Genomic DNA, 24,873 nt, shown 5'->3' on the forward strand with positions numbered 1-24,873 from the left:
CCGGCGGGGGCTGGCCGCCCGTCGCCGAGGTCAGTCGTCGTCGGGGTCGTCCAACCGGGCCAGCCAGGTGGCGAAGCGCTCGATCGGCGTCTCGAACTCGGGGTTCAGGTCCACGAAGTCGCGCAGGCGCTCGCCCAGCCACTCCACGCTCACCTGTTCCTCGCCCCGCCGCTCGACCAGCTCCTCGATGCCACGGTCGGTGAAGTACATCGTGCGTCCTCATCGGTTGTGCCGGCCCGGGGCCGGGTCGTGCGGTCAGGGATGCGAGCGGGGGAGCGCCCGTCGTGGTGACGGTCGCTGCCCCGGCGCACGGCGGTGCGGTCAGGTCACGGGCGGGGCAGTGCCGCCTCGATCAGCGCGTTCTGCTCGACCTCGTGCATCTTCGCCGAGCCGACGGCCGGCGCGGCGGCGGCGGGGCGGGAGATGCGGCGCAGCCGGACCTCGCTGAGGTGCTCCAGCAGGTTGAGCGCGACGAAGCTCCACGCGCCCTGGTTGGCCGGCTCCTCCTGCACCCAGGCGAAGTCCTCGGCGTTCGGGTACTGCGCGAGGGCGGCCCGGATCTCCTCGACGGGCAGCGGGTAGAGCTGCTCCATCCGGACGATCGCGGTGTCGGTGACGCCGCGCTCGGCGCGAGCCTGGAACAGGTCGTAGTAGACCTTGCCCGAGCAGAGCAGCACCCGCTTCACCTGCTCGGCGGGCGGGGCGGCGGTGTCGGCCAGCACCGGGGCGAAGGTGCCCGTGGTGAAGTCCTCCACGCCCGACACGCAGAGCTTGTGCCGCAGCAGCGACTTCGGCGTGAACACCACCAGCGGCTTGCGCTTCGGCGACAGGGCCTGGCGGCGCAGCAGGTGGAAGTAGTTCGCCGGGGTGGTCGGGATGGCCACCCGCATGTTGTCCTCGGCGCAGAGCTGGAGGAACCGCTCCGGGCGGCCGGACGTGTGGTCCGGGCCCTGGCCCTCGTGGCCGTGCGGCAGCAGCAGGGTGACGGCGGAGCGCTGGCCCCACTTCACCTCGCCGGAGGAGATGAACTCGTCGATCACCGACTGCGCGCCGTTGACGAAGTCGCCGAACTGGGCCTCCCAGCAGACCAGCGCGTTGACGTTCTCCACCGAGTAGCCGTACTCGAAGCCCATCGCCGCGTACTCCGACAGCAGGGAGTCGTGCACGAAGAACCGGGACCGCTCGCCGTCGGCGGTGAGCGACTTCAGCGGCAGGTAGTCGTCGCCGGTGCGGGCGTCCACCACCGAGGCGTGCCGCTGCACGAACGTGCCCCGGCGGGAGTCCTGCCCGGCGAGCCGGACGGTGACCCCGTCGTGCAGCAGCGCGCCGAACGCGATGATCTCGCCGTACCCCCAGTCGATGTTGCCCTCGACGGACATCTTCGCCCGCCGGTCGAGCAACTGCTGGATCCGCTTGTGCGGGGTGAAGCCCTCCGGCAGGTGGGTGTGCGCCTCGCCGACGGCCTTGACGACCTCGGCCGTGGTGGCGGTCGCCACCTGCGGCTCCGGCTCCTCCTCGCGGCGCGGCCGGGTTGCCTGCTTCGGCGCGGAGGCGGCGTCGCGGGTGGCCTTGAAGACCCGCTCCAGCTGCGCCTGGTAGTCGCGCAGCAGCTCCTCCGCGTCCTCCACGGTGATGTCGCCCCGGCCGATCAGCTCCTCGGTGTAGAGCTTGCGGACCGACCGCTTCGAGTCGATGATCTTGTACATCTGCGGGTTGGACATCGACGGGTCGTCGCCCTCGTTGTGCCCGCGCCGGCGGTAGCAGACCATGTCGATCACGACGTCCTTGTTGAACGCCTGCCGGTACTCGAACGCCAGCCGGGCGACCCGGACCACGGCCTCGGGGTCGTCGCCGTTGACGTGCAGGATCGGGGCCTCGATCATCCGGGCCACGTCGGTGCTGTAGAGGCTGGACCGGGAGTGCTCGGGGGCGGTGGTGAAGCCCACCTGGTTGTTGACCACCACGTGCACCGTGCCGCCGGTGCGGTAGCCGCGCAGCTGCGACAGGTTGAGCGTCTCGGCGACCACGCCCTGGCCGGCGAAGGCGGCGTCACCGTGCACCGCCAGCGGCAGCACCGTGTAGCCCTCCAGCTTGAGGTCGATCCGGTCCTGCTTGGCCCGGACGATGCCCTCCAGCACCGGGTCGACGGCCTCCAGGTGCGACGGGTTGGCCACCACCGACACCTTGACGGCGTGCTCGCCGTCGGGGGTGGTGAACTTGCCGTTCTGGCCGAGGTGGTATTTCACGTCGCCCGAGCCCTGCGTCGAGCGCGGGTCGAGGTGCCCCTCGAACTCCGAGAAGATCTTCTCGTACGGCTTGCCGACGATGTTGGCCAGCACGTTGAGCCGGCCCCGGTGGGCCATGCCGATGACGACCTCGTCGAGCCCCGCCTCGGCGGAGGACTCCAGCACCTCGCCGAGCAGCGGGATCAGCGACTCGCCGCCCTCCAGCGAGAAGCGCTTCTGGCCGACGTACTTCGTCTGGAGGAAGGTCTCGAACGCCTCGGCGGCGTTGAGCCGGTTGAGCACGTGCTTCTGCTCGTCGGAGGAGGGCTTCTCGTACTTGCGCTCGATCCGCTCCTGGATCCAGCGCCGCTCCTCCGGGTCCTGGATGTGCATGTACTCCACGCCGACCCGCCGGCAGTAGGAGTCGCGCAGCACGCCGAGGATGTCGCGCAGCTTCATCCGCTGCTTGCCGGCGAAGCCGTTGACCGGGAAGACGCGGTCCAGGTCCCACAGGGTCAGCCCGTGCTGGAGGACGTCCAGGTCCGGGTGCTTGCGGATCTTGAATTCCAGCGGGTCGGTGTCGGCCATCAGGTGGCCGCGCACCCGGTACGCGTGGATCAGCTCGTGCACCCGCGCGGTCTTGTTGATCTGGCCCTCGGAGTTGACGGCCACGTCCTGCATCCAGCGCACCGGCTCGTACGGGATGCGCAGCGAGGTGAAGATCTGGTCGTAGAAGCCGTGCTCGCCGAGCAGCAGCTCGTGCATGACCTTGAGGAACTCGCCGGACTGCGCGCCCTGGATGATCCGGTGGTCGTACGTGCTGGTCAGCGTGATGATCTTGCTGACGGCCAGCTCGGCGAGGGTGGCCTCGCTCATCCCCTGGTAGGGCGCCGGGTACTCCATCGCGCCGACGCCGATGATGGCGCTCTGCCCCGTCATCAGGCGCGGGATCGAGTGCACCGTGCCGATGCCGCCCGGGTTGGTCAGCGAGATCGTGGTGCCCGAGTAGTCCTCCATGGTCAGCTCGTTGCGGCGGGCACGCCGGACCACGTCCTCGTACGCCTGCCAGAACTGCCGGAAGTCCATCGTCTCGCAGCCCTTGATGGACGGCACCACCAGGTTGCGGCTGCCGTCGGGCTTGGCCAGGTCGATCGCGATGCCCAGGTTGACGTGCTCGGGGCGGACCATCGCCGGCTTGCCGTCGACCTCGGCGAAGGAGTTGTTCATCTCCGGGTGCTCGACGAGCGCCCGGACCATCGCGTACCCGATCAGGTGGGTGAAGCTGACCTTGCCGCCGCGCCCCCGGGCGAGGTGGTTGTTGATCACGATGCGGTTGTCCACCAGCAGCTTGGCCGGGACGGCGCGCACGCTCGTCGCGGTCGGCACGCTCAGCGAGGCGTCCATGTTCTGGACGATCTTCGCGGCGACGCCGCGCAGCGGGGTGGTCTGCGGGCCGGACACCGTCGGCTTCGCCGCCGCCTTCGCGGCCGGCTCGGCCTTCGCGGCCTTGGCTGGCGCCGGCTTCGTGGCGGGCTTCGCCGCGGGCTGCGCCGCGGACGCGGCCGCCTTCGGCGCGGGGGCCTTCGCGGGGGCCGGCTCCGCCTTCGTCGCCGGCTGGGCGACGGTGGCGGCGGCCTCCTGCTGCCCGGCCGGCTCCGGCGCGGCCTTGGCGGCCTTGGCCGCCTGGCCGTCCGGGCGCGCCGTGGCGGCGCCCGGCGCGGGGCGGTAGTCGGCGAAGAAGTCGTGCCAGGCCGAATCGACGCTGCTCGGGTCGGCGAGGTAGCGCTGGTACATCTCCTCGACGAGCCACTCGTTAGGGCCGAAACCCGCCAGTGGGTTCTCCTGCGAAGTCTGCTGGGTCGACACGGCCGGTAATCGCCTCTTTCACGCGGGTTTGTGTGTCACGCGGTGTCCTCCGACGCCCCGATTGCGAGGGGCGGACGGGGGACGGCTCCCAGGCTACGCCGTACGAATACGCTAGGCATTTCCGGCTCGGGCGCGTGGTCGGTTTCACAGAAGATGACACAAGTTCGGTCAGCGCCGCGTGTCCCGTTGACTCCGGCCCGGAACCGTGCCGGCCCCGGGCGCGATCCGTGATCACGCTCCGGGGCCGGTCGCCGACTCCGCGAGGGGTCAGGAGATGTCCCGCCGCCGCATGGTGAGGGTGCCGATCACGCCGGTCACCACGGCGTACCCGATCAGCACCGCCGCGCCCGCCCAGCGCGGCGGGTTGCCCGGGATCTGGGTGCCGCTGACCATCAACGACGAGGCCAGCGAGGGCACCAGCACCTGGAGGTTGTTGATCCACTCGCCCCAGCGGGCGGCCAGGATGCTGATCGCGATGGCCGCGCCGATCGAGCCGCCCAGGTAGAGCAGGATGCCGGTGACCGTCGCGCCGATCTGGCTGCGGATCAGCACGCCGATGCCGACGCCCAGCACCGACCAGAGCAGGTACGCCAGCGCGTTGAGCGCCGTCGCCGTCCAGACCGCGCCGTTGCCGAGCTGGGAGCCGAGGTCGACGCTGTTGAGCACCAGCACGCCGAGCACCAGGTTGAGCCCGGTGGTGACCAGCCAGAACAGCATCGCCAGCACGGCCGCCGCCACCAGCTTCGCGGTCATCACCGCCGTGCGGTGCGGCACGGTGAGGAACGTGGTGGTCACCGTCTGGTGGAAGAACTCGCTGGTCACCACGATGATGCCGAGCAGCATCACGATGAGCAGCCCGAAGAACTGCCCGTTGGTGTAGATGTTGGCCGCGAGGCTGTCCACGGACTGCGCGGCCGTCACCTGGTCGGCCTGCTCGGCCGGCACGTCGCCGAAGTTGCCGCTGGCCAGCGCGTCGGTCTGCAGCCAGTTGATCAGCGCGGTGAGGGCCCACAGCGGCAGCGAGATGAGGCCGAAGATCCACCACGTGTTGGTGGTGCGGATCTTGAGCAGCTCGGATCGGACGAGGTTCATCGGATGCCCGCCTTTCCGGCCGTCAGCTCCAGGAAGACCCGTTCCAGGTCGGGCCGCTCCGGGGTCAGTTCGTGCAGCTCCACACCGGCGGCCAGCGCGGCCTTGCCGATCGCCGGGGCGTCCGCCCCGGTGACCAGCAGCACGCCGTGCTCGCCGGTCTCCACCGTCGCCGACTGCGCGCGCAGCGCCGCGACCAGCTCGTCGGCCTGCGGGGTGCGCACCCGCACCCGGCCGCCGCCCTGCGCCATCGAGCCGAGCACCTGCTCGACCGGCCCCTGCCGGACCAGCTTGCCGGCCGCGATGATCACGACGTCGTCGGCGAGCAGCTGCATCTCCGACAGCAGGTGGCTGGAGACCAGCACCGTGCGGCCCTCGTGGGCCAGCCCCTTGAGGAAGCCGCGCATCCACCGGATGCCCTCGGGGTCGAGCCCGTTCGCCGGCTCGTCGAGGATCAGCACCCGGGGGTCGCCGAGCATCGCGGCGGCGATGCCGAGGCGCTGCTTCATGCCCAGCGAGTAGCCCTTGAACTTGCGCTTCGCCGCCGGGGTGAGCCCGACCAGGGCGAGCGCCTCGTCGGCGCGCGACTTCGGCAGGCCGGCCGCCGCGCAGATCACCCGCAGGTGGTTGATCCCGGTGCGGCCCTTGTGCGCGCTGGACGCCTCCAGCACCGCGCCGACGTGGCGCAGCGGGTCGGTCAGGTCCGCGTACCGCTGGCCGCCGATGGTCGCCGTGCCGCCCGTCGGGGTGACCAGGTTCAGCAGCATGCGCAGCGTGGTGGTCTTACCGGCGCCGTTCGGGCCGAGGAAGCCGGTGACCCGCCCCGGTTCGACCGTGAACGACAGATTGTCGACCGCCCGGACGTTCTTGTACTGCTTCGTCAGGCCGGACACCACGATCTGACCGCTGCCGGTTGTGGGGCTTCGCTGCCCGTCAGACATCTTTCTCCTCCCGTGCACGGCGCGCGGAGCGCGCCGAGGTGTGCGGCGCTGTTGCGGACGCGCCGTGGCACAGCCTGGCAAGGCCGCGCAACCAGGTCAATCAGGCGCGACACCTACCTCCGCCTCCACCTCAGGCAGGAGCCGGTCCTCCCCAGGGACGAGATCGTCCCGCCCGGGGTCCCGCCCCTCGACCCGCCGGTCACGCCTCCGACAGGGCGATCCAAGCGGCCAGGGCCCGGCCCAGCAGCCGGCCGTCCGGGGCGTAGAGGCTGGTCCGGACCACCGCCTTGCGCCCCCACACGCCGTCGGCCACGCCCGTCACCACGCACTCGTCACCCGGCGCCGGCAGCCCGTCCAGCACGGCGGTCATCCGGCCCAGCACGTACGGCCGGCCCGGGCCGATCACCGCCCAGCCGCCGGGGCAGTCCAGCGCCGCCCATACCGTAGCCGCGCCCACCTCGGCCGGTGCGGTGAACGGGGCGGCGGTCCGCCCGTCGGGCAGACGACCGGGGAAGATCCGCAGCCCGTCGGCCCGGCCGGGCCCGCAGACGAAGCAGCCGGGGAACGGGTGGTCCACCAGACCCGGGTACGCCGCCGAGGCGGCCCGTGCCGTGTCGAGGTCCACCGGGGGCACCGCCTCCGGCGCCTCGTCGACGCCGCGCACCTGGGCGATCAGCCGGCCGTCCGGGTCGTGCACCTCGCCGCCGCCGAGGGCCAGCGGGGTCTCCAGCGGCGGCGGCTGCCGCAACGTCACCTCGACGGCGCCGCCGAGCCCGGACGCGGCGGCGAAGACGCCGGCGCACCAGCCGCCGTTGCCCGACCCGGGCGGCCCGTTGTATCTCGCGGGGATGATCACGCGCACCTCCTCCGCGCAGCCTCGCACGCCCGGTTTGATGCAAGGAAGGGCCCCTTGTTAACGCCTGAGGTATAGAGGGGTCCCCTTCTCACCCCGCCGGGTGGCGGCCCGGCGAGCGACGCGCGCGGGTGCGCGGGGCGGGCCGCCGACCCGGCTGGGGCAGTCCGCCCGGTGGCGTTCACCGGATCGACACCGGTCGTCCCCGCTCGCGGCATCCGGGGCACCTACACAGAGCTCATGGCTGTTCTGCCCGTCGCTGGCGTTCCCCTGACGACCAGCGGATACACCGTGTCGATCGCCGACGACCCCCGCCAGGTCGCGGCCGCGCAGCGCCTGCGCCACGAGGTGTTCGCCACCGAGCTCGGGGCCACCCTGCGCCCCGGCCCGGTCGGCCTGGACGCCGACGACCTCGACCCCTACTGCGACCACCTGATCGTCCGCGAGGAGCGCACCGGCGCGGTGGTCGGGACGTACCGGCTGCTGCCGCCCGGACGGACCCCGCGCCGGTACGCGGAGGCCGAGTTCGACCTCGCCCCGCTCGATCCGCTGCGGGACGTCCTGGTGGAGGCCGGCCGGTCCTGCGTCCACCCCGACCACCGCTCCGGCGCGGTGATCAACCTGATGTGGACCGGCATCACCCGCTACCTGCACCTGCGCGGGTCGCGCTGGCTGGGCGGCTGCGCCTCCGTCCCGGTCGACGACGGCGGGCTGCTCGCCGCCGGCGTCTGGGAGCATGTCCGGGCCCGGCACCTGGCCCCGCCGCCGCTGCGGGTCCGGCCGCTGCGCCCCTGGCTGGCCGAGCCGCGAGCCACCGCCCCGCACGCCACCGCCCCGCACGCCACCGCCCCCGGCGACCCGCGCCCGGGCGGGCGGGTCGCGCTGCCGCCGCTGCTGCGCGGGTACCTGCGCCTGGGCGCCTGGGTGGCCGGCGAGCCGGCGTACGACCCGGACTTCCGGGTCGCCGACTTCTACGTGATCTTCTCGCTGGACCGGATGAGCCCCCGCTACCTGCGGCACTTCCTCGGGGACGGGGGCGAGCGGTGACCGCCCGCCACGACCTCTGGCGACCGGTCTCCGGCTGCGACGCGGGCTGCCTGCCCGGCCCGGGGGAGACCTCCGCCGTCCCGGTCGCCCGCCGGCTCGGGCGGCTGGCCGCCGTGCTCCTGATGCTGGCGGCCGGCGCGTTGCTGGCCGGGCTGCTGCCGGTGCTGCCGGCCCGGGAGCGGCGGGCCGCGCTGCGTGGCTGGGCCCGGGGCGCGACCCGGGCGTTCGGCGTGCGGCTGGTGGCCCGGGGTCGGCTGCCCCGGCGGCCGTCGCTCGTGGTGGCCAACCACGCCTCGTGGCTGGACGTGCTCGCGTTGCTGGCCGTGGCGCCGGCCCGGGTCCTGGCCAAGCGCGAGGTGCGCCGCTGGCCGCTGGTCGGGCCGCTGGCCGTCGCGGGGGGCACCCTCTTCGTGGACCGGGCGCGCCCCCGGGCGCTGCCCGCCGCCGTGCGCCGGGTCGCCGCCGTGCTGCGCGCCGGTCACCCGGTCGCGGTCTTTCCCGAGGGTACGACGTGGTGCGGCGCGGCCCTGGACTGCCGGCCGGGCGGCGGGTTCCGTCCTGCCGTGTTCCAGGCGGCGGTCGACGCGGGCGCGCCGGTCGTCCCGGTCCGGATCGGCTACCACCTCGCCGCCGCCGCTCCCGCGCCTGGCCTTTCCTCCGCTCGGGCCGGCGGGCCGACGACCGTCGGCGCCTTCCTCGGCGCGGAGAGCCTCGGGCGGTCGGTCTGGCGGGTCCTCGGGGCCCGGGGGCTCACGGTGACGGTGACGGCCACCGCCGCGCTGCACCCGGGGCGGGACGCGGACCGACGGCGGCTCGCCCGGGCCGCCGAGTCGGCGGTCCACCTCGTGCCGCCCCGGGCCGCCGCTCCGGCCGTCCCGCCCCGGGCCGCCGTCCCGAGGCTGCCGCTCGCGCCCGTGTCGCCCCGGGCCGCCGCCCCGGAGGTCGGCCTGGCGGCCTGACGTCCCTCCGACACGCGACAGTCTTGTTCAGTCGCGATGTATCGCGTTAGCCTTCCCCCGGAAGGAGCGCGCCGCCGGGGCGCGCCTGCCGGCGGGAGGATGCATGCCCAGGTGGACCGTCGACCGCCCGCAGCGGCTCACCCTCGACGAGCCGGTCACCGCCCTGCACGTCCGGCTGGTGACCGGGCGGCTCAACGTCGTCGCCGCGGACGGCCCGGCCCGGGTGGACGTCACCCGGGTCAGCAGCCGACCCGTGATCGTCGAGCAGCGCGACGGGGTGCTGACCGTCCGGCACGAACGCCACCCGAGGACGCCCGGGCTGCGCTGGTGGCTCGGCCGGCTCGGTCGCCGCTTCCGGGCCGACGTCTCGATCGCCGTACCCGCCGACGTGCTGGCCGACCTCCGGCTGGTCGACGGCCCGCTGGTCGCCTCGGGCCTGCGCCGGGAGACGCGCGCCGACGTCACGTCGGGCCAGATCACCCTGATGGGCGTGCGGGGTCGCACCGCCGCGAAGATCGTCTCCGGGCCGGTGGAGGCCCTGGGGGTGGCCGGGGACCTGAGCCTGGAGACCGTCTCCGGGGAGGTGGTCCTCGCCGACAGCACCGCCGGCACGGTGCGCGCGCACACCGTCTCCGGCGAGATCACCTGTGACCTGGACAATCTGCGCGGCGGCGAGATTCAGCTGAGCACGATCTCCGGCGCGATCACCGTCCGGGTCCGCGAGGACAGCGACCTCGCCGTCCGCCTGCACACCACCGCCGGCCGGATCACCAGCGGGTTTCCCCAGGTGCGCGGCGGGGGTGGCCTCAGCGGCGTACGGGACAGCGCGGGGGTCCTCGGCACCGGCGCGGGTAGGCTCTGGGCGTCCGCGACCTCCGGCAGCATCGCGCTGCTCGCCCGTCCGGTCGACGACGACGCCGAGGAGCTGCCGTGACCGCCGTGTTCAGCCACGGGCGGCTCCGGCTCTACCTGCTCAAGCTCCTCGACGACGGCCCCAAGCACGGCTACGAGCTGATCCGTCTGCTGGAGGACCGCTTCCTCGGCCTGTACGCGCCGAGCGCCGGCACGATCTACCCCCGGCTCCAGCGGCTGGAGGCCGAGGGACGGGTGACCCACACCGCCGCCGGTGGCCGCAAGGTCTACGAGATCACCGAGGCGGGCCGGGCCGAGCTGCGCCAGCGGGCCGGCGAGCTGGCCACCCTGGAGTCCGACATCAGCTCCTCGGTGGCGGACCTGTCCGCCCTGGCCGGCGAGATCCGTTCCGAGGTACGCGGCTCGGTGCGCGACCTCAAGCGGGAGCTGCGCGAGGCGACCCGGCGGACGCGGCAGTCCCGGCGTACCCCGTGGGAGGCCGCGCCGCCCCCGGGCCCGGCGCGGTCCGCCGCCCCCACCGGATCCTCGCCGCTGCTGGCCGAGCTGGACGACCGGTTGGCCACGTTCACCGTCGAGGTCGACGCGTTGACGCGGGCCGGTCGGCTCGACGACGTCCAGCTCCGCGCGGCGATCCGGGTCCTCGACGGCGCCCTGGACGGGCTGCGCCGGCTGCTCCGCTAGGCGGGCGACGAGCCGCTCCGAGTTCTCAGGGAGTTTCCAGCAACCGCCCAGCGCCGACGCAGCGAGGTCACGGATGATGGTCGGCATGGCCGCTACCCAGACCGAGGCGCGACTGCTCGTCGTCGAGGACGATCCCAACATCCTCGAACTGCTCTCCGCGAGCCTCCGCTTCGCCGGCTTCGACGTGGCCACCGCGACCAGCGGGAGCGCCGCGCTGCACGCCGCGAAGGACCACCGCCCCGACCTGGTGGTCCTCGACGTGATGCTCCCCGACCTCGACGGCTTCGAGGTCATCCGGATGCTCCGCGAGGGCGGCACCCGCACCCCGGTGGTCTTCCTGACGGCCCGGGACGCGACCGACGACAAGATCCGCGGGTTGACCCTGGGCGGCGACGACTACGTCACCAAGCCGTTCAGCCTGGAGGAGCTCACGGCCCGCATCCGCGCCGTGCTGCGCCGCACGGCCAGCGGCGACCAGACGCCGTCCCGCCTCACCTTCGCCGACCTGGAGCTGGACGAGGAGACCCACGAGGTGCACCGGGCCGGGCAGCGTGTGCAGCTATCGCCCACCGAGTTCAAGCTGCTGCGCTACCTGATGCTCAACGCCAACCGGGTGCTGTCCAAGGCGCAGATCCTCGACCACGTCTGGAACTACGACTTCCGGGGCGACGACAACATCGTCGAGTCCTACATTTCCTACCTGCGGCGCAAGGTCGACAACACCCAGCCCCGGCTGATCCACACCCTGCGCGGAGTGGGATACGTGCTGCGCAAGCCGGCGGCGTGAACGCCGTCGCGCTGGCGAAGGGGCGGCTGCGGAGCGTACCGCTGCGGGTGAAGCTGGTGGCGGCGGTGCTGACGCTGGTCGCCGCGGCCCTGCTGGTGATCAGCTCCCTGACCACCTATTTCCTGCGCAACTACCTGGTCGCCCAGGTCGACGTCGAGCTGCGGGCCTCGGTCAACAACCTCGAGACGTACGTGAAGACCTCGCCCAACGGCAGTCCCGTCGTGCCCACCGACTACCTGCTGGTCGCCATGGACGTGAACACCGGCCGGGTCCGTGGCTACGAGTACGACGAGTTCCGGTTCCGGGTCGACGACCTGCCGGCCTGGCCGAACACGGCGGAGGGCTTCGCGGCCCTGGCCGACAAGGGCCCCCGGACGGTGCCGGCCCGGGACAGCGCGATGCGCTGGCGGATCCTCTACACCGAGCTGCCGACCGGGCAGATGGTGGCCATCGCGCAGAACCTCACCGACGTCGACCTGGCGGTCAAGCGGCTGGTCTGGATAGACCTCCTGGTCGGCGGGGCGGTGCTGATCCTCCTGGCGTCGATCGGCGCGGCGATCGTGCGGACCAGCCTCAAGCCGCTGGTGGAGATCGAGCGCACCGCCGCCGCCATCGCCGGCGGCGACCTGACCCGGCGGGTGCCCGACCCGGAGGACGGCGAGCCCTGCCCGACCTCCGAGCTGGGGCGGCTGTCCCGGGCGCTGAACACGATGCTGGCCCAGATCGAGGCCGCCTTCACCGCCCGCGCCGCCTCCGAGATCGCCGCCCGGTCGGCCGAGGCCGGCGCGCGGGACGCGGCCGCCGCCGCGCAGGCGTCCGAGGCGCGGGCCCGCCGCTCGGAGGAGCGGATGCGGCAGTTCGTCGCGGACGCCTCGCACGAGCTGCGTACCCCGCTGACCACCATCCGGGGCTTCGCCGAGCTGTACCGGCAGGGCGCGGCGCGGGCCCCGGAGGAGACCGCCGGCCTGCTGCGCCGCATCGAGGACGAGGCCGCCCGGATGGGGCTGCTGGTGGAGGACCTGCTGCTGCTCGCCCGGCTGGACCGGGAGCGGCCCCTCGCGCTCGGCCCGGTGGAGCTGCCGCTGCTGGCCGGCGACGCCGTGCAGGCCGCCCGGGTGGTGGCCCCGGACCGGCGCATCGAGCTGGAGATCGAGCCGGGCTCCGGGCCGCTGGTGGTGCTCGGCGACGACGCCCGGCTGCGGCAGGTGATCGGCAACCTGATGACGAACGCGCTCACCCACACCCCGCCGGACGCCTCGGTGACCCTGCGGCTGCGTACCGAGGCGGGGAACCTGGCGGTGATGGAGGTGGCCGACACCGGCCCCGGGCTCTCCCCGGAGCAGGCCGAGCGGGTGTTCGAGCGGTTCTACCGGGCCGACGCCGCCCGCACCCGGCGGGCCGGCGGGATGACCAGCACCGGGCTGGGGCTGGCCATCGTGGCGGCGCTGGTCGCCGCGCACCACGGCACCGTCGAGGTCGGCGAGACACCGGGCGGGGGAGCGACCTTCCGGGTCCGGGTGCCCCTGCTTCCCGACAGCGGGGACGACCCGGGCGAGTGACTTTCAGGGAACTTCCAGGCGGGTTCCAGGCTGGTCGCAGTGGCATGGGAGAAGGTGGATACATGACCGAGTACGAGACCGACCCGCAGCGGCGACCGGCGCCCTCCGACGCCGAGCCGTCGCACCCCACCGCCGAGCTGTCCCGCGTCGAGACCGGGCAGTCCGACTCCCCGGCCGTCGAGCCCGCCGCTCCGGCCGCGCCGACCGCCCACCCCACCTACCCCGGCCCCGCCGCGCCGGCCGCCGGGCAGCACACCCCCGCCGCCCCCGTCTCCGGGCCCGTCGCCCCGGGTTCCGGCCCGCAGCCGTACGCCACCCCGGCCACCCCGGCCACCCCGTCCGCGCCGCCGTACCCGGTGTCGGGGCAGCCGCAGCCGGCCGGGCCGTACCCGAACAGCCCCTGGCAGCCCCAGCACGCCGGGCAGCACTCCGCCGGGCAGCACTCCGGCTGGGCCGCGGGGGGCCAGCACGGTCCGGCGGCCCCCGGGTACGCCCCGCACGCCGGTGGTCCCGCGTACCCGGGCGGCCCGGTGCCGCCGCAGCACCCCGGCCAGCCGGTGCCGGCGTGGGCACAGGCCCCGAAGCCGAGCCGCGTGGCCAAGCTGGCCGGCGCCGGGGTGGCGGTGTTCGCGCTGATGCTCGGCTCCGGCGTGGCCGGCGGCGCGCTCGCGCTCGCCATCGACGGCAACTCGGGCGGGATCACCCGCACCTACTCGGCCGCGCCGGTGCTCAACAGCGCCGACCTGCCGAAGATCGCCGCGTCCGTGCAGGACAGCGTGGTCTCGATCAGCACCGGCAGCGGCGAGGGCTCCGGGGTCATCCTCTCCGAGGACGGCTACGTGCTGACCAACAACCACGTGGTCGCCTCCGCCTCGGGCAAGACCGTCAAGGTGGTCTTCGCCGACGGCAAGTCCGCCGACGCCGAGATCGTCGGCACCGACCCGAAGACCGACCTGGCCGTGGTGAAGGCCAGCGGGGTCAGCGGGCTGAAGGCCGCCACGTTCGGCGACAGCGACGCGATGCAGGTCGGCGACCAGGTGCTCGCCCTGGGCAGCCCGCTCGGCCTGCAGGGCTCGGTCACCTCGGGCATCATCAGCGCCCGGGACCGCACCATCCAGGCCGGCGACAGCCAGCAGCAGCAGGACCCGCGCCAGGGGGTCAGCTCGATCGCCGGGCTGCTCCAGACCGACGCCCCGATCAACCCGGGCAACTCCGGCGGCGCGCTGGTCAACACCCGGGGCGAGGTGATCGGCATCAACACCGCCATCGCCACCTCCGGGCAGAGCACCGGCAACATCGGCGTCGGCTTCGCCATCCCGAGCAACAAGGCCAAGGACGTGGCCGGCAAGCTCCAGCGCGGCGAGAAGGTCAGCCACCCCTCGCTCGGGGTGAGCGTGAGCCCGGCCGAGAACGGCGGCGCGGTGGTCGCGTCCGTCACCCCCGGCAGCGCCGCCGAGAAGGCCGGCATCCAGCGGGGCGACGTGATCACCAAGTTCGGGGACACCGTGATCAACGACTCCGACGACCTGGTGGGCGCGGTCCAGGCCCGCAAGGTCGGCGACCGGGTCGAGGTGCAGTACCAGCGAAACGGATCGGCGGCGACGGGAACCGTGACGCTCACCGAAACGTCGTAACGACAGCAGACCTACCTCCTCCCGAAGGGCGGTGGGTGGCGGAGCCAAGGGGGTTGGCTTCGTCACCCGCCGCCCTTCCCCCTTCCCGGCCCCCGGAGCCGTCGCGGGCGGATGCCGTTCACCCGGACCGGGTGAGCCGCGCTCACCCCCCGGCCGTCCGGCCCCGCCGGTGCCGGGCCCGTTCCGTTTGGCCCGACCGGGGCCGGGAAAGCGCCGCAGATCACGCGCACTGGGACCACCGGGGAGGACTCGTGGCCGTGAACCACCTGCCGCTCGACCGCTCGGAGGAACGGCCGCTGCGGATCGCCATGGTGGTCCCGCCGTGGCTGACCGTGCCGCCGCCCGGCTACGGCGGCCTGGAACAGGTCGTCGCCGGCCTGGTGGACGCGCTGGTCGACCGGGGGCACGCGGTGACCGTCTTCGGGGCGGGCCGGCGGCACGGCACCCGGGCCGACTACGTCGCCACCTGCGACGACCTCCAGTACGACCGGCTCGGCGAGTCCCTGCCCGAGCTGGCCCACCTGGCGCACGTCGGCCACCTCGTCTCCCCGGCCGACTTCGACGTCGTGCACGACCACACCACGATCGGTCCGCTGGTCGCCGGCCGCCGGGCGGTGCCCACGGTGGCCACCGTGCACGGCAACCCGGTCGGCGAGTACGGCACCGTGCTCAGCGACACCGACTGGGGAGTCGGCCTGGTCGCCATCTCGCACACCCAGCGGCGGCTGAACCCGGGGCTGCCGTGGGTCGGCACCGTGCACAACGCGCTCGACGTCGCCGACGTGCCGCACAAGACCGCGCCGGGGCGTGGCCCGGTGCTCTGGCTGGCCCGGTTCAGCCCCGACAAGGGCCCGGACGTGGCGATCGGGGCCTGCCGGGCGGCGGGCCTGCCGCTGGTCCTCGCCGGCAAGTGCAACGAGCCCGCCGAGCGTCGCTACTACGAGCAGGTGGTGGAGCCGATGCTCGACGACGACGTGACCGTGGTGCTCAACGCCGACCGGGAGGCCGCGCTGCGGATGCTCGTCGACGCCCGCTGCCTGATCATGCCGATCCAGTGGGAGGAGCCGTTCGGGATGGTCATCCTGGAGGCGATGGCGACGGGCACGCCGGTGGTGGCGCTGCGCCGGGGGGCCGTGCCGGAGCTGGTCCGCCCCGGCATCACCGGGCTGGTCTGCGACCGCCCCGACGACCTTTCCGATGCGCTGCGGGAGGCCGACCGGCTGGACCCGGCCGACTGCGTGGCGCACGTCGCGGAGAACTTCTCCACGACCCGGATGGCGCAGGGCTACGAGGCGGTCTACCGCGACTTCCTGCACGGGCTCGCGCCCGCCCCGCCGAGCCGGCCGATCCCGGTGCCGGCCCGCTGACGCCCGCGCGGGCGGGGGCCGGTCACAGCCGGGCCGCCCCGAGCCGCTGGAAGGCGGTGTCGAGCTGGCGGGCGTACGCGGGGGTGATGCTGCCCTCGCGCTGCCGTTCGGCGACCTTGTCGCGGGCCCGCTGCACCGCGGCGGCCAGGTCGCCCGCGCTGTTGGCCTCGACGGCGTGGCCGAGCAGGTTGCGGATGTCGGTGCCGACGTCGACCCGGATCCCGCCGTCGGCCACTCCCGTGTCGATGAGCTGCCGGATCTCGGTGGCCATCTCGGTCACGCTGCCGCCGGACGGGGCGGACGGCGTGGTCGTCGCCGCGGCCGAGGGGGTGGGCCGGGGCCGGGCGGGCGGCCGGGTCGTGGTCGGCGGCGCGCTCGGCGACCGGGTCGGCGCCGCTCCCAACGACTCCCCGGCCGGCGACTCGGTCGGCAGGGCGCGGGGCGGCGGGTCGGGCTGCTCGTCGAGCCTGGGCCACAGCAGCACCCCCGCGGCCGCCACCGCGGCCCCCGCCGCCACCACGGGCACCGCCCAGCGGCGGCGGGACCGGCCCGGCGACCCGGCGGGCTGCGGGGGCGTCGCGGGGCCGGGCGTGTCCCCGGGCGGCGGGGCCGGGGCCGCGCCGGGCGCGCCCCCCGGCGGGGGAGGCGGTGCCGGGGCGGGCGGACCGGCCGGGACCGGCGGGGCGACGATCGACGGCAGGGTCATCGTCGGGGCGAGCATGGTGGCGGCCTGCGGGTCGGCCGGCAGGAGCTGGTCGCGCAGCGCGAGGGCCACCTGGTGCGCGGTGGGGCGGTCCCGTGGCTGCCGGGACAGGCAGCGCAGGCAGATCCGGACCACCTCGGACGGCAGGCCCGGCACCTCCAGCGGCGGGGGTTCGTCGCCGCTCTCCAGCGCCGCGCCCAGCTGCTCCCAGGTGTCCGCCGGGTAGGGCACCTGCCCGGTCAGGGTCTCGTAGAGCAGCACGCCGAGCGAGTAGATGTCGGTGGCCGGCTGCGCCGGGGCCCCGTCCAGCCGCTCCGGCGCGACGTACGCGGGCGTGCCGAAGGTGCCGCCGTCCTCGTCCTCGTCCGGGGCGCCGACGTGGGTGGCGATGCCGAAGTCGAGGACCTTCGCGCCGACCGGGGTCATCATCACGTTGGCCGGGGTGATGTCCCGGTGCACGATGCCGAGCCGGTGCGCGGCGGCGAGCGCCTCCGCCACCTGGGCGCCGATCTCCACCGCCTCCGGCCAGGGCAGCGGGCCCTCGGTCAGCCGGTATTCCAGCTCCTCCCCGGCGAGCAGCTCCATCACCACGAACGAGGTGATGCTGCCGTCCGGGGCGAGCGTCTCGCCGTAGTCGTGCACCGCCGTCACGTGCGGGTGGACGAGCTGCGCGGCGGAGCGGGCCTCCTCGCGGACCATGTCGCGGAACCGGGCGTCCGCCGCGAGCGAGGGGGCGAGCACCTTCAGGGCGACCGTACGGTCGAGAACCTCGTCGCGGGCCCGCCAGATGACCGACATGCCACCTGCGCCGATCTGGTCGATGAGTCGGTACCTGCGGGCCAGCAGCCTGCCGGCGTGCAGTGTTGCCATGACGGATCGCACCTGCCTGAGGTCGGGGCGGTATCAGGTTGCGCGAATGTGTCCGGCATGTCAACGCCCGTCCGGTCTCACCCGACCGACGCCTGGACGGCCGCGCCCGGGCACCGGACGGCCGGCGTGACCACGCGTGCCAGGATGAACGGCATGGTCAGCGGTCCGGTGGCGTTCGTGCTCGGCGGCGGGGGAGTCCTCGGCGCGGTCGAGGTGGGCATGCTGCGCGCCCTGTTCCGCGCCGACGTCCGCCCCGACCTGGTGCTCGGCACCTCGATCGGCGCGGTCAACGGCGCGCTCGTCGCGGCCGACCCGACCGAGGCGGTCACCGACCGGCTGGTCCGGCTCTGGGCGTCCCCCGAGGCCAGCGAGGTGTACGGCGACTCCGTCGCCCGGCAGCTGCGCCGCTTCGCCGCCCGCACCCACCTGCACTCGCCCCGGCCGCTGCGCCGGCTGCTGGAGGCCGAGCTGGGTGAGGAGACCACCTTCGCCGACCTGCAGGTGCCGTTCCGCTGCTGCGCGGCGCACATCGAGCGGGCCGCCGAGCACTGGTTCGACGCCGGCCCGTTGGTGCCGGCGGTGCTCGCCTCCGCCTCGGTGCCGGGGCTGCTGCCGCCGACCGAGATCGACGGGCAGCACTTCATCGACGGCGGGATCGTCAACTCCATCCCGATCGGCGCGGCGGTCGAGGCCGGGGCGCGGGAGATCTTCGTACTCCAGGTGGGCCGCATCGAGCGGGAGCTGACGCCGCCCCGACGGCCCTGGGAGATCGCCCAGGTCGCGTTCGAGATCGCCCGCCGGCACCGGTTCTCCCGGGAGATGGCGGCGCTGCCCGACGGGGTGCGGGTGCACGTGCTGCCCACCGGGGGGCCGGGCCCGCGCGAGGACAGCCCGTGGGCCTACCGGGACATGGCGGCGGTGGGACGGCGGATCAGCCGCGCGTACACGGCCTCCCGCCGCTACCTGGCGACCCACCTGGACCGCTGATGCCGCTGCCGCCCCGATGGGTCCGCCGGTTGCTGCTGGCGCCCGGTGTGGTGCTGCTCGCCGTGGCCGTGGTGACCACGCTGCCGGTCTGGGCGTTCGCCGCCCTGGCGCTGTCCCCGCTGGTCCCCGGCCGGCTGCGACCGCTGCGCCTGCTCTGGATCGGCTGCGTCTACCTGGTCTGGGACGCGGCGGCGCTGCTGGCCCTGTTCGTGCTCTGGCTGGCCTCCGGCTTCGGGGTGTGGAAGCGGACGCCACCGTTCCAGCGGGCCCACTACGTGCTCGCCGGCCACTTCCTCCAGGTGTTCTTCTGGCAGGCCCGGTGGACGCTGCGGCTGCGCATCGACGTGGTCGGCACCGACCCCGACACGGCGCTGCCCGGCCGCCCGGAGCTGGTGCTCTGCCGGCACGCCGGGCCGGGCGACTCGTTCATCCTGATCCACGCGCTGGTCAACTGGTTCCACCGGGAGCCCCGGATCGTGCTCAAGGACAGCCTCCAGTGGGACCCGGCGATCGACGTGCTGCTCAACCGCCTGCCCAACCGGTTCCTCGCCCCGGCAGCCGACCGGCGGGGGTCGGTGAGCGAGCAGATCGGCCACCTGGCGACCGGCCTGGACGACGACGACGCCTTCGTGATCTTCCCCGAGGGGGGCAACTTCACCCCGCGCCGCCGGCTGCGCGCCATCGCCCGGCTGCGGTCGCGCGGCCTGGAGCGGATGGCGCTGCGGGCGGAACGGATGCGGCACGTGCTCGCCCCGCAGCCGGGCGGGCTGCTCGCCGCGCTGGACGCCGCCCCCGACGCCGGGGTGATCTTCGTGGCGCACACCGGTCTCGACCGGATGCTCACCGTCGCCGACGTGTGGCGGGAACTGCCGATGGACAAGCGGATCATCATGCGGTTCTGGTCGGTGCCCCCGGAGGAGATCCCCGCCGGCAAGCAGGAGCGCATCGACTGGCTGTTCGACTGGTGGTCACGCATCGACGAATGGATCGCGGCGCACCACGACGGGGGCGTCGACGGCGCGTAGGGTGCGCTGGTGGAGCAGATCAGCGTGGTGACGACCGTGGTGGACAGCCGCTCGGTCGCGGACGTGCTCGCGGCGGCCGCGGTCGCCGGTCGGCTGGCCGCCTGCGCGCAGGTGGGCGGCCAGGTGGACAGCACCTACTGGTGGCGGTCCGCGGTGGAGACGACCACCGAGTGGTCGGTGCTGTTCAAGACCGCCCCGGACCGGGTTCCGGCGCTGGTCGACCACATCCGCCTCAGCCATCCGTACGAAGTTCCGGAGGTGCTGGTGACCCGGGTGGACAGCGGCAACCCCGACTACACGGCCTGGGTGCACGAGCAGACCCGGCCCTGAGTACGCGCACTCTGGGTGGGGCTTGACCAGGGCACCATGATGGCCGGGTGGACACGAGTGGCTACCCCTGCCCGGCGTGTGGCGCCCCGGCCGACCTGAGCGTCGGCTGCCGGCGCTGCGGGCGGGCCCCCGACCCGACCGCGGCCGAGGTGATCCGGCTCGACCGGGAGATCGTCGTGCTCTCCGGGCGGGCGGAGCAGGCCCGGCGGGCGTACGTCGAACTGGTCGAGGCGGTGCGGTCGGCGCAGGTCCGCCGGGCGGACCTGGCGGCCCGGGTCCGGGCGGCGATCCCGGTCGGTGCCCCGCGCCCGGCCGGGCCGGTTCCCGCCCCGCCGCCCCTCGTCGCACCGGCTCCCGTGCCGGCGGCCGGGCAGCAGGTGCGGCCGTCCGGCCCGGCGCTGCCGGTGCCCGGCCAGCAGGCGCAGCCGCCGGGTCCGGCCGTGCGGCTGCCAGGCCCGGTGCTGCCCGCGCCGGTCGGGGCGGTGCCGTCCGCGCCGTTCGGGGCGGTGCCGGCGCAGGTCGGCGGGGCGGAGACCTCCACCCGCACCGTGCAGGGGCTGCTCTTCGTGCTCGGCGGCCTGCTGCTCGGCACGGCGGCGGTGGTCTTCACGGCGGTCGCCTGGGCCACGGTGGGCGTCGCCGGCCGGGCGCTGATCCTGCTCGCGTTCACCGCGCTCGCCCTGGCCGTCCCGCCGGTCGCGGCGCGGCGCGGGCTGCGCGGCACGGCGGAGACGTTCGCCGCCGTGGGGCTGCTGCTGGTGGTGCTCGACGGGTACGCCGCCTGGTCGGTGGACCTGTTCGGGGTGGCCGGCTGGCCCGGTGCCCGCTACGCCGCGCTGGTCGGGGGGGTCAGCGCGGCGCTGGCGGCGGGCTACGGCCAGCTGACCCGGCTGACGGTGCCGTGGTTCGCGGCGTTGTTCACCGTGCAGCCGGTGCTGCCGCTGCTGGCCGGCCCGGCCCATCCGTCGGCCGCCGGTTGGACGGTGGTGTTCGTCGGCGTCGCGGCGCTGAATCTCGTCGTGGTCGCCGCCCTGCGCGACCGGGGACCGGCCCCGACGGGGTCGCCGGTCCAGCCGGCAGCGGCGCCGGCGTCAGCGCCGCTCGGGGAGGCGCCGCTCGGGGAGGCGCCGCTCGGGGAGGCGCCGCTCGGGGGAGCGCCGGTCGGGGGAGCGCCGGTCGGGGCGGGGGCCGCCGGGGGGTCGGCCCCCGCCGCCGGCCGGGTGCTGGCCTGGCTCGGCTACGGCGGCGCGCTCCTCGTCGCGGCCGGCTGCGCGCTGGTGCCGCTCGCCGTGGGCCGGGCCGCCGGGTCGCCGCTGCTGGCCGGCGGGCCCCTGCTCCTGGTCAGCCTGGCCCTGCTCGGCGCGGCGCTGGTCGCCGGCGGCCGGTTGTTCCGCGCCGCCGCGGCGGGGGCGCTGGTCCCGGTGCTCGGCCTCGCGCTGCTGCGCCCGGTGGCGGAGCTGCGCTCGGGACTGCTGACGCTGGCCACGGCGCTCGTCGCGCTGGCGCTGGCCGGGGCGGTCCGGGCGCTGCCCCGCCGGGTCGGCACCGGGCCCAGGGCCGGTGCCCTGGTGGTCGCCGCCGGGGCGGCGCAGGTCGGCGCGCTGCTCGCCGTGCTGCTCGGCGCGGTCGCGGTGGGTCGGGTGCTGCCGCCCTGGTCGGGCGTCGGCCCGGGTCCGCACCTGCCCTGGGGGTGGCAGGTGCCGGTGGCCGTGGCCCTGGCGGCGGTCGCCCTGGCGGCACTGCTGCCCCGGATGGCCTGGCCGGTGATCGGGGTGGTCGCGGTCGCGTTCGCCACCCTCGGGGTGTCGGGCGTCGGGCCGCTGCCGTGGCCGGCGGTGCCGGCCGCCGGCCTGGTCGTCGGCGCGGGGCTGCTGCTGTTCGCCGTCACCCGGGCCCAGCCCTGGTGGGGCGTGCTGGCGGCGGCGGTCGCCGGTGCGGCGCTGGTCGGGCACGCGCTCCTGGTCGGCCTGGCCTACCCGGCCGGGGAGGCGGCGCTGCTCGGCGCGGTCGTCCCGCTCGGGCTGGCCGTCGCCGCCCTGGGCCGGCGGGCCAGCGGCGTCCGGCGGGGCGTCGCGGGGGCCGCCCTGGCCGCCGCGCTGCTGGCGGTGCCGGCGGCGGTCACCGTCGCGCTCTTCGCCGCCGGGGTGCCGCCCTGGTGGCAGGCACGGGCCGCCCTCGCCGCCGTCGGGCTGCCGCTGGTCGCGCTGGTCGCCGTCCGCCGCCGGTGGCCCGAGCTGACCGGGTACGCCTCCGTCGCCTTCGCCGCCGGGTCCGCGCTGGTGGCGCTGGCCCCCCTGGTCGTACGGGTCGACGAGCCGGTGGCGCTCTACGCCGCGGTGGTGGTCCTGCTGACCGTGCTCGCCGGGCCGGGCACCCGGCCGACGGGAGCGCCGCTGGTCAGCGGCCTCGGCCTGCTCGCGGTGGCGCTGTTCGCCGCCGCCGGGGTGCTCGCGCGGGTGCTCGTCGCCCCGTACGGGGAGGTGGCCGCGCCGTGGTCCGGCCCGCCCACCGGCGGCCCGGTCCCGGGGGCCACCCCGGCCGGCGTGGCCCTGCTCGTGCTGACCCTGGCCGCCGCGCTGGCGGGCCGCACGCCCGGCCCGGGGCGTTCCGGTACTCCGGTCGGCGGGGACGGGTTCCCGCCCGGGGCGGGGCTGCCCACGTCGTCCGGCGGGCAGCCGCCCCGGGCGGCGGGGTGGGCCGACGCGGCGCTGTCCGCGCTGCCGTTCGCCGCGGCGGCGCTGCCGGTGCTGCTCGCCGCCGCCGGCACGCCGTGGCCGGTGGTGCCGGCGGTCCTGCTGGCGACCGGGGTGGCCGCCCTGCTGGCCGCCGCCCTGGCCCGGCCCCGGCCGCTGCTCGGCGCGGTCACCGTGCCGGTGGGGCTGGTGGCCACCGTGACCGGGCTGGGCGGGCTGCTCGCCACCCGGGCCGGCACCCTCGCCGGCCTCGGGACGCTGGTGGTGGCCGGCGTGGTGGCCGCCGTCGCGGGCCGGACGGGCGCGGCCCGGCTGGCCGCCGCCCTGACGGCGGTCGGGTCGGCGACCGGGTTCGCGGTCACCGCCGCGCTGGCGGCGAGCCTGCCGCTGCGTACGGCCTCCTTCGCCGTGCTGGCGGTGGCGGTGCTGGCCCTGGCCGCCGCCGCCCTCCCGTCCGGCGTCGACCCGATCCGGGGCCGGGTGCTGGATGTGGCCGCCCAGGCCGTGGCCCTGCTGGCGGTGCTGCTGGCCGCCGGGTCACCCCGGTACGCCGCCGCGGTCTGCGTGCTCTGGGGGGCCGCCGTGGGGCTGCGGCTGCTGCGCCGGGGCGAGCCGGCCGGGTGGCGCTGGGCGTTCGCGGGCGTCGCCGGGGGCAGCGAGCTGCTCGGCGCGTGGCTGCTGCTGATCGCGGGCGGGGTGGCGCTGCTGGAGGCGTACACCCTGCCGGCGGCGGGCCTGGCCCTGGCCGCGGGCGCGGTGGCCCTGCGCACCCGGCCGGGCCTGAACAGCTGGCTCGCGCTCGGGCCGGGGCTGGTCGCCGCGCTGCTGCCCAGCGGGGTGTCGGTGCTGTTCGCGCCCGATCCGCAGCCCTGGCGGCGGCTGCTGCTCGGGGCCGGCGCGCTGGCCGTGGTGCTGGCCGGCGCGGCCCGCCGCTGGCAGGCCCCGGTGCTGCTGGGCGGGGTCACCCTCGTCCTGCTCGCGCTGCACGAGGTGGCCCGCGGCTGGGACCTGCTGCCCCGGTGGATCTTCCTCGCGGTCGGCGGGCTGGCGCTGATCGGCCTGGCCGCGACGTACGAGCGACGCCGCCGCGACCTGGCCCGGTTCCGGGCGGCGGTGGGGCGGATGAGCTGACGGGCCGACCGGGTGGGGCCGGTGGGGCGGACGGGGCTGCCCGTGCCGGCCCTCGCCCAGGGTAGGGCGGGCCCCACTCCCGATGCGGGTGCTCGCCGGGTTACCCAGGGCTACTGTTGCCGCGAGACTCGGTACAGGGCCCGCCGTCCGGCGTGGCCCGGGTGCCGACGTGCGGGGAGCTCACATCATGCTTGCAGCGACAGCGGACCCGCCGGCCCGGCGGGGCAGCGACTACGCCCGACTGTCCCGACTGGTCAGCGGGGCGGGCCTGCTCGACCGCCGGCCCGCCGGGTACGCCGTCCGGATCGCCCTGACCCTGGCGGCCTTCGTCGCCGGCTGGGTGGCGGTGCCGCTGGTCGGCGACTCCTGGTGGCAACTGCTGGTGGCGGCCGGCCTGGCCGTGGCCACCACCCAGGTGGCGTTCCTCGGGCACGACGCCGGCCACCGGCAGATGTTCCGCCGCCGGGGCCCGAGCGAGGCGGCCGGGCTGCTCGCCGGCAACCTGGCGGTCGGGCTCAGCTACGGCTGGTGGGTCGACAAGCACAACCGGCACCACGCCAACCCCAACCACCACGACGAGGACCCGGACGTCGGTGCCGGGGCGCTGGTCTGGTCGTACGAGCAGGCCGCCGCGACCCGGGGCATCGGCCGGCGGCTGGCCCGGCGGCAGGCGTGGCTGTTCTTCCCGATGCTGCTGCTGGAGGGGCTGGCCCTGCACGTGGCGAGCGTGCGGGCGCTGCTCGGGCGCGCCCCCGACGGCCGGTACGCCACCCCGGTGCGGCACCGGGCCGTCGAGGGGCTGCTGCTCGCGCTGCACGCGGCCGGCTACCTCGGCCTGCTGTTCGCGGTGCTGCCGCCGGGGAAGGCGCTGGCGTTCGTCGCCGTGCACCAGGGGCTGTGGGGGCTCTACATGGGGTGCGCGTTCGCCCCGAACCACAAGGGCATGCCGATGCCGAGGGCCGGCGAGGAGCTGGACTTCCTGCGCAAGCAGGTGCTCACCTCGCGCAACGTGCGGGGCGGCTGGTTCGTCGACGTCGCGCTGGGCGGGCTCAACTACCAGATCGAGCACCACCTCTTCCCCAACATGCCCCGGGGCAACCTGCGCCGGGCCCGGCCGATCGTGCGGGCGTACTGCGCCGAGCACGGGGTGCCGTACGTCGAGACCGGGCTGGTCGAGTCGTACCGGCAGGCGCTGGCCCATCTGCACGAGGTGGGCCGCCCGCTGCGGGGCTGAGCGGGACGCGGGCCGGGGC

General features: G+C 75.4%; 19 protein-coding genes. 13 read left to right on the top strand and 6 right to left on the bottom strand.

The features are described 5' to 3' along the window. Positions 1–30: 30 nt before the first annotated feature. From LPA42_RS16675 to LPA42_RS16695, 5 genes are all read right to left on the bottom strand, one after another. A complete protein-coding gene (locus tag LPA42_RS16675; RefSeq protein ID WP_007072780.1) occupies positions 31–210 on the bottom strand; it encodes a DUF6104 family protein in 180 nt (59 codons plus the stop codon). A gap of 116 nt (positions 211–326) precedes the next feature. After that, positions 327–4,091, bottom strand: coding sequence for a multifunctional oxoglutarate decarboxylase/oxoglutarate dehydrogenase thiamine pyrophosphate-binding subunit/dihydrolipoyllysine-residue succinyltransferase subunit (locus tag LPA42_RS16680; protein WP_077938477.1), 3,765 nt, complete (start codon positions 4,089–4,091; stop codon positions 327–329). A 267-nt stretch (positions 4,092–4,358) separates the two neighbouring features. Then, the gene (locus LPA42_RS16685; RefSeq protein WP_077938478.1) at positions 4,359–5,183 is read right to left on the bottom strand and encodes an ABC transporter permease; all 825 of its coding nucleotides are present in this window, start codon (positions 5,181–5,183) and stop codon (positions 4,359–4,361) included. Next, positions 5,180–6,121, bottom strand: coding sequence for an ATP-binding cassette domain-containing protein (locus LPA42_RS16690; protein ID WP_043965934.1), 942 nt, complete (start codon positions 6,119–6,121; stop codon positions 5,180–5,182). Before LPA42_RS16690 ends, LPA42_RS16685 begins: the two co-directional genes overlap by 4 nt. Positions 6,122–6,320: 199 nt before the next feature. Next, on the bottom strand, positions 6,321–6,977 hold the full coding sequence (locus LPA42_RS16695) for a hypothetical protein (RefSeq protein ID WP_077938479.1): 657 nt from the start codon (positions 6,975–6,977) through the stop codon (positions 6,321–6,323). A gap of 237 nt (positions 6,978–7,214) precedes the next feature. Here LPA42_RS16695 and LPA42_RS16700 point away from each other — a divergent pair, with 237 nt between their 5' ends. The 8 genes from LPA42_RS16700 to LPA42_RS16735 all read left to right on the top strand — a co-directional run bounded on the left by LPA42_RS16700 (position 7,215) and on the right by LPA42_RS16735 (position 15,881). Next, positions 7,215–8,021: a GNAT family N-acetyltransferase gene (locus LPA42_RS16700; protein WP_077938485.1), complete on the top strand. Its 807-nt coding sequence runs from the start codon at positions 7,215–7,217 to the stop codon at positions 8,019–8,021. Then, positions 8,018–8,980, top strand: a complete 963-nt coding sequence (locus LPA42_RS16705; RefSeq protein ID WP_077938480.1) for a 1-acyl-sn-glycerol-3-phosphate acyltransferase — start codon at positions 8,018–8,020, stop codon at positions 8,978–8,980. The genes LPA42_RS16700 and LPA42_RS16705 overlap by 4 nt, the downstream gene beginning before the upstream one ends. 103 nt (positions 8,981–9,083) lie before the next feature. Further along, positions 9,084–9,914, top strand: coding sequence for a DUF4097 family beta strand repeat-containing protein (locus LPA42_RS16710; protein WP_077938481.1), 831 nt, complete (start codon positions 9,084–9,086; stop codon positions 9,912–9,914). Continuing rightward, positions 9,911–10,534 carry a PadR family transcriptional regulator gene (locus tag LPA42_RS16715; RefSeq protein WP_077938482.1) on the top strand — a complete coding sequence of 208 codons (624 nt, stop codon included), beginning with the start codon at positions 9,911–9,913 and terminating at the stop codon, positions 10,532–10,534. The genes LPA42_RS16710 and LPA42_RS16715 overlap by 4 nt, the downstream gene beginning before the upstream one ends. A gap of 85 nt (positions 10,535–10,619) precedes the next feature. Next, positions 10,620–11,321 carry a response regulator transcription factor gene (locus LPA42_RS16720; protein WP_043966583.1) on the top strand — a complete coding sequence of 234 codons (702 nt, stop codon included), beginning with the start codon at positions 10,620–10,622 and terminating at the stop codon, positions 11,319–11,321. Then, the gene (locus LPA42_RS16725) at positions 11,318–12,880 is read left to right on the top strand and encodes a HAMP domain-containing sensor histidine kinase (protein WP_077938483.1); all 1,563 of its coding nucleotides are present in this window, start codon (positions 11,318–11,320) and stop codon (positions 12,878–12,880) included. Before LPA42_RS16720 ends, LPA42_RS16725 begins: the two co-directional genes overlap by 4 nt. Positions 12,881–12,942: 62 nt before the next feature. Further along, a complete protein-coding gene (locus LPA42_RS16730) occupies positions 12,943–14,514 on the top strand; it encodes a S1C family serine protease (protein ID WP_228986669.1) in 1,572 nt (523 codons plus the stop codon). Positions 14,515–14,822: 308 nt separating this feature from the next. After that, complete coding sequence (locus tag LPA42_RS16735) at positions 14,823–15,881, top strand: glycosyltransferase family 4 protein (protein WP_077938486.1); 1,059 nt, start codon at positions 14,823–14,825, stop codon at positions 15,879–15,881. 22 nt (positions 15,882–15,903) lie between these two features. Here LPA42_RS16735 and LPA42_RS34165 read toward each other — a convergent pair whose 3' ends face one another. Continuing rightward, positions 15,904–17,454, bottom strand: a complete 1,551-nt coding sequence (locus LPA42_RS34165) for a serine/threonine-protein kinase (protein ID WP_305076018.1) — start codon at positions 17,452–17,454, stop codon at positions 15,904–15,906. Between the two features lie 153 nt (positions 17,455–17,607). Here LPA42_RS34165 and LPA42_RS16750 point away from each other — a divergent pair, with 153 nt between their 5' ends. The 5 genes from LPA42_RS16750 to LPA42_RS16770 all read left to right on the top strand — a co-directional run bounded on the left by LPA42_RS16750 (position 17,608) and on the right by LPA42_RS16770 (position 24,854). Further along, a complete protein-coding gene (locus tag LPA42_RS16750; RefSeq protein ID WP_077938487.1) occupies positions 17,608–18,441 on the top strand; it encodes a patatin-like phospholipase family protein in 834 nt (277 codons plus the stop codon). Continuing rightward, positions 18,441–19,466: a 1-acyl-sn-glycerol-3-phosphate acyltransferase gene (locus tag LPA42_RS16755; protein WP_077938488.1), complete on the top strand. Its 1,026-nt coding sequence runs from the start codon at positions 18,441–18,443 to the stop codon at positions 19,464–19,466. The genes LPA42_RS16750 and LPA42_RS16755 overlap by 1 nt, the downstream gene beginning before the upstream one ends. A gap of 9 nt (positions 19,467–19,475) precedes the next feature. After that, positions 19,476–19,796 carry a divalent-cation tolerance protein CutA gene (gene cutA / locus LPA42_RS16760; RefSeq protein WP_074472721.1) on the top strand — a complete coding sequence of 107 codons (321 nt, stop codon included), beginning with the start codon at positions 19,476–19,478 and terminating at the stop codon, positions 19,794–19,796. 47 nt (positions 19,797–19,843) lie between these two features. Next, positions 19,844–23,620, top strand: coding sequence for an SCO7613 C-terminal domain-containing membrane protein (locus tag LPA42_RS16765; RefSeq protein ID WP_228986670.1), 3,777 nt, complete (start codon positions 19,844–19,846; stop codon positions 23,618–23,620). Between the two features lie 187 nt (positions 23,621–23,807). Then, on the top strand, positions 23,808–24,854 hold the full coding sequence (locus LPA42_RS16770) for an acyl-CoA desaturase (RefSeq protein WP_077938490.1): 1,047 nt from the start codon (positions 23,808–23,810) through the stop codon (positions 24,852–24,854). Positions 24,855–24,873 lie beyond the last annotated feature (19 nt).

Source organism: Micromonospora sp. DH13 (assembly GCF_020873825.1).
GTDB classification, from domain to species: Bacteria; Actinomycetota; Actinomycetes; order Mycobacteriales; family Micromonosporaceae; genus Micromonospora; species Micromonospora haikouensis.

Coding starts and splice junctions, on each gene's coding strand:
- LPA42_RS16690 (WP_043965934.1), bottom strand. CDS start 6,121: ATGTCTGACGGGCAGCGAAGCCCCACAACCGGCAGCGGTCAGATCGTG.
- LPA42_RS16735 (WP_077938486.1), top strand. CDS start 14,823: ATGGTGGTCCCGCCGTGGCTGACCGTGCCGCCGCCCGGCTACGGCGGC.
- LPA42_RS16685 (WP_077938478.1), bottom strand. CDS start 5,183: ATGAACCTCGTCCGATCCGAGCTGCTCAAGATCCGCACCACCAACACG.
- LPA42_RS16700 (WP_077938485.1), top strand. CDS start 7,215: ATGGCTGTTCTGCCCGTCGCTGGCGTTCCCCTGACGACCAGCGGATAC.
- LPA42_RS16750 (WP_077938487.1), top strand. CDS start 17,608: ATGGTCAGCGGTCCGGTGGCGTTCGTGCTCGGCGGCGGGGGAGTCCTC.
- LPA42_RS16755 (WP_077938488.1), top strand. CDS start 18,441: ATGCCGCTGCCGCCCCGATGGGTCCGCCGGTTGCTGCTGGCGCCCGGT.
- LPA42_RS16720 (WP_043966583.1), top strand. CDS start 10,620: ATGGCCGCTACCCAGACCGAGGCGCGACTGCTCGTCGTCGAGGACGAT.
- LPA42_RS16675 (WP_007072780.1), bottom strand. CDS start 210: ATGTACTTCACCGACCGTGGCATCGAGGAGCTGGTCGAGCGGCGGGGC.
- LPA42_RS16710 (WP_077938481.1), top strand. CDS start 9,084: ATGCCCAGGTGGACCGTCGACCGCCCGCAGCGGCTCACCCTCGACGAG.
- LPA42_RS16770 (WP_077938490.1), top strand. CDS start 23,808: ATGCTTGCAGCGACAGCGGACCCGCCGGCCCGGCGGGGCAGCGACTAC.
- LPA42_RS34165 (WP_305076018.1), bottom strand. CDS start 17,454: ATGGCAACACTGCACGCCGGCAGGCTGCTGGCCCGCAGGTACCGACTC.
- LPA42_RS16730 (WP_228986669.1), top strand. CDS start 12,943: ATGACCGAGTACGAGACCGACCCGCAGCGGCGACCGGCGCCCTCCGAC.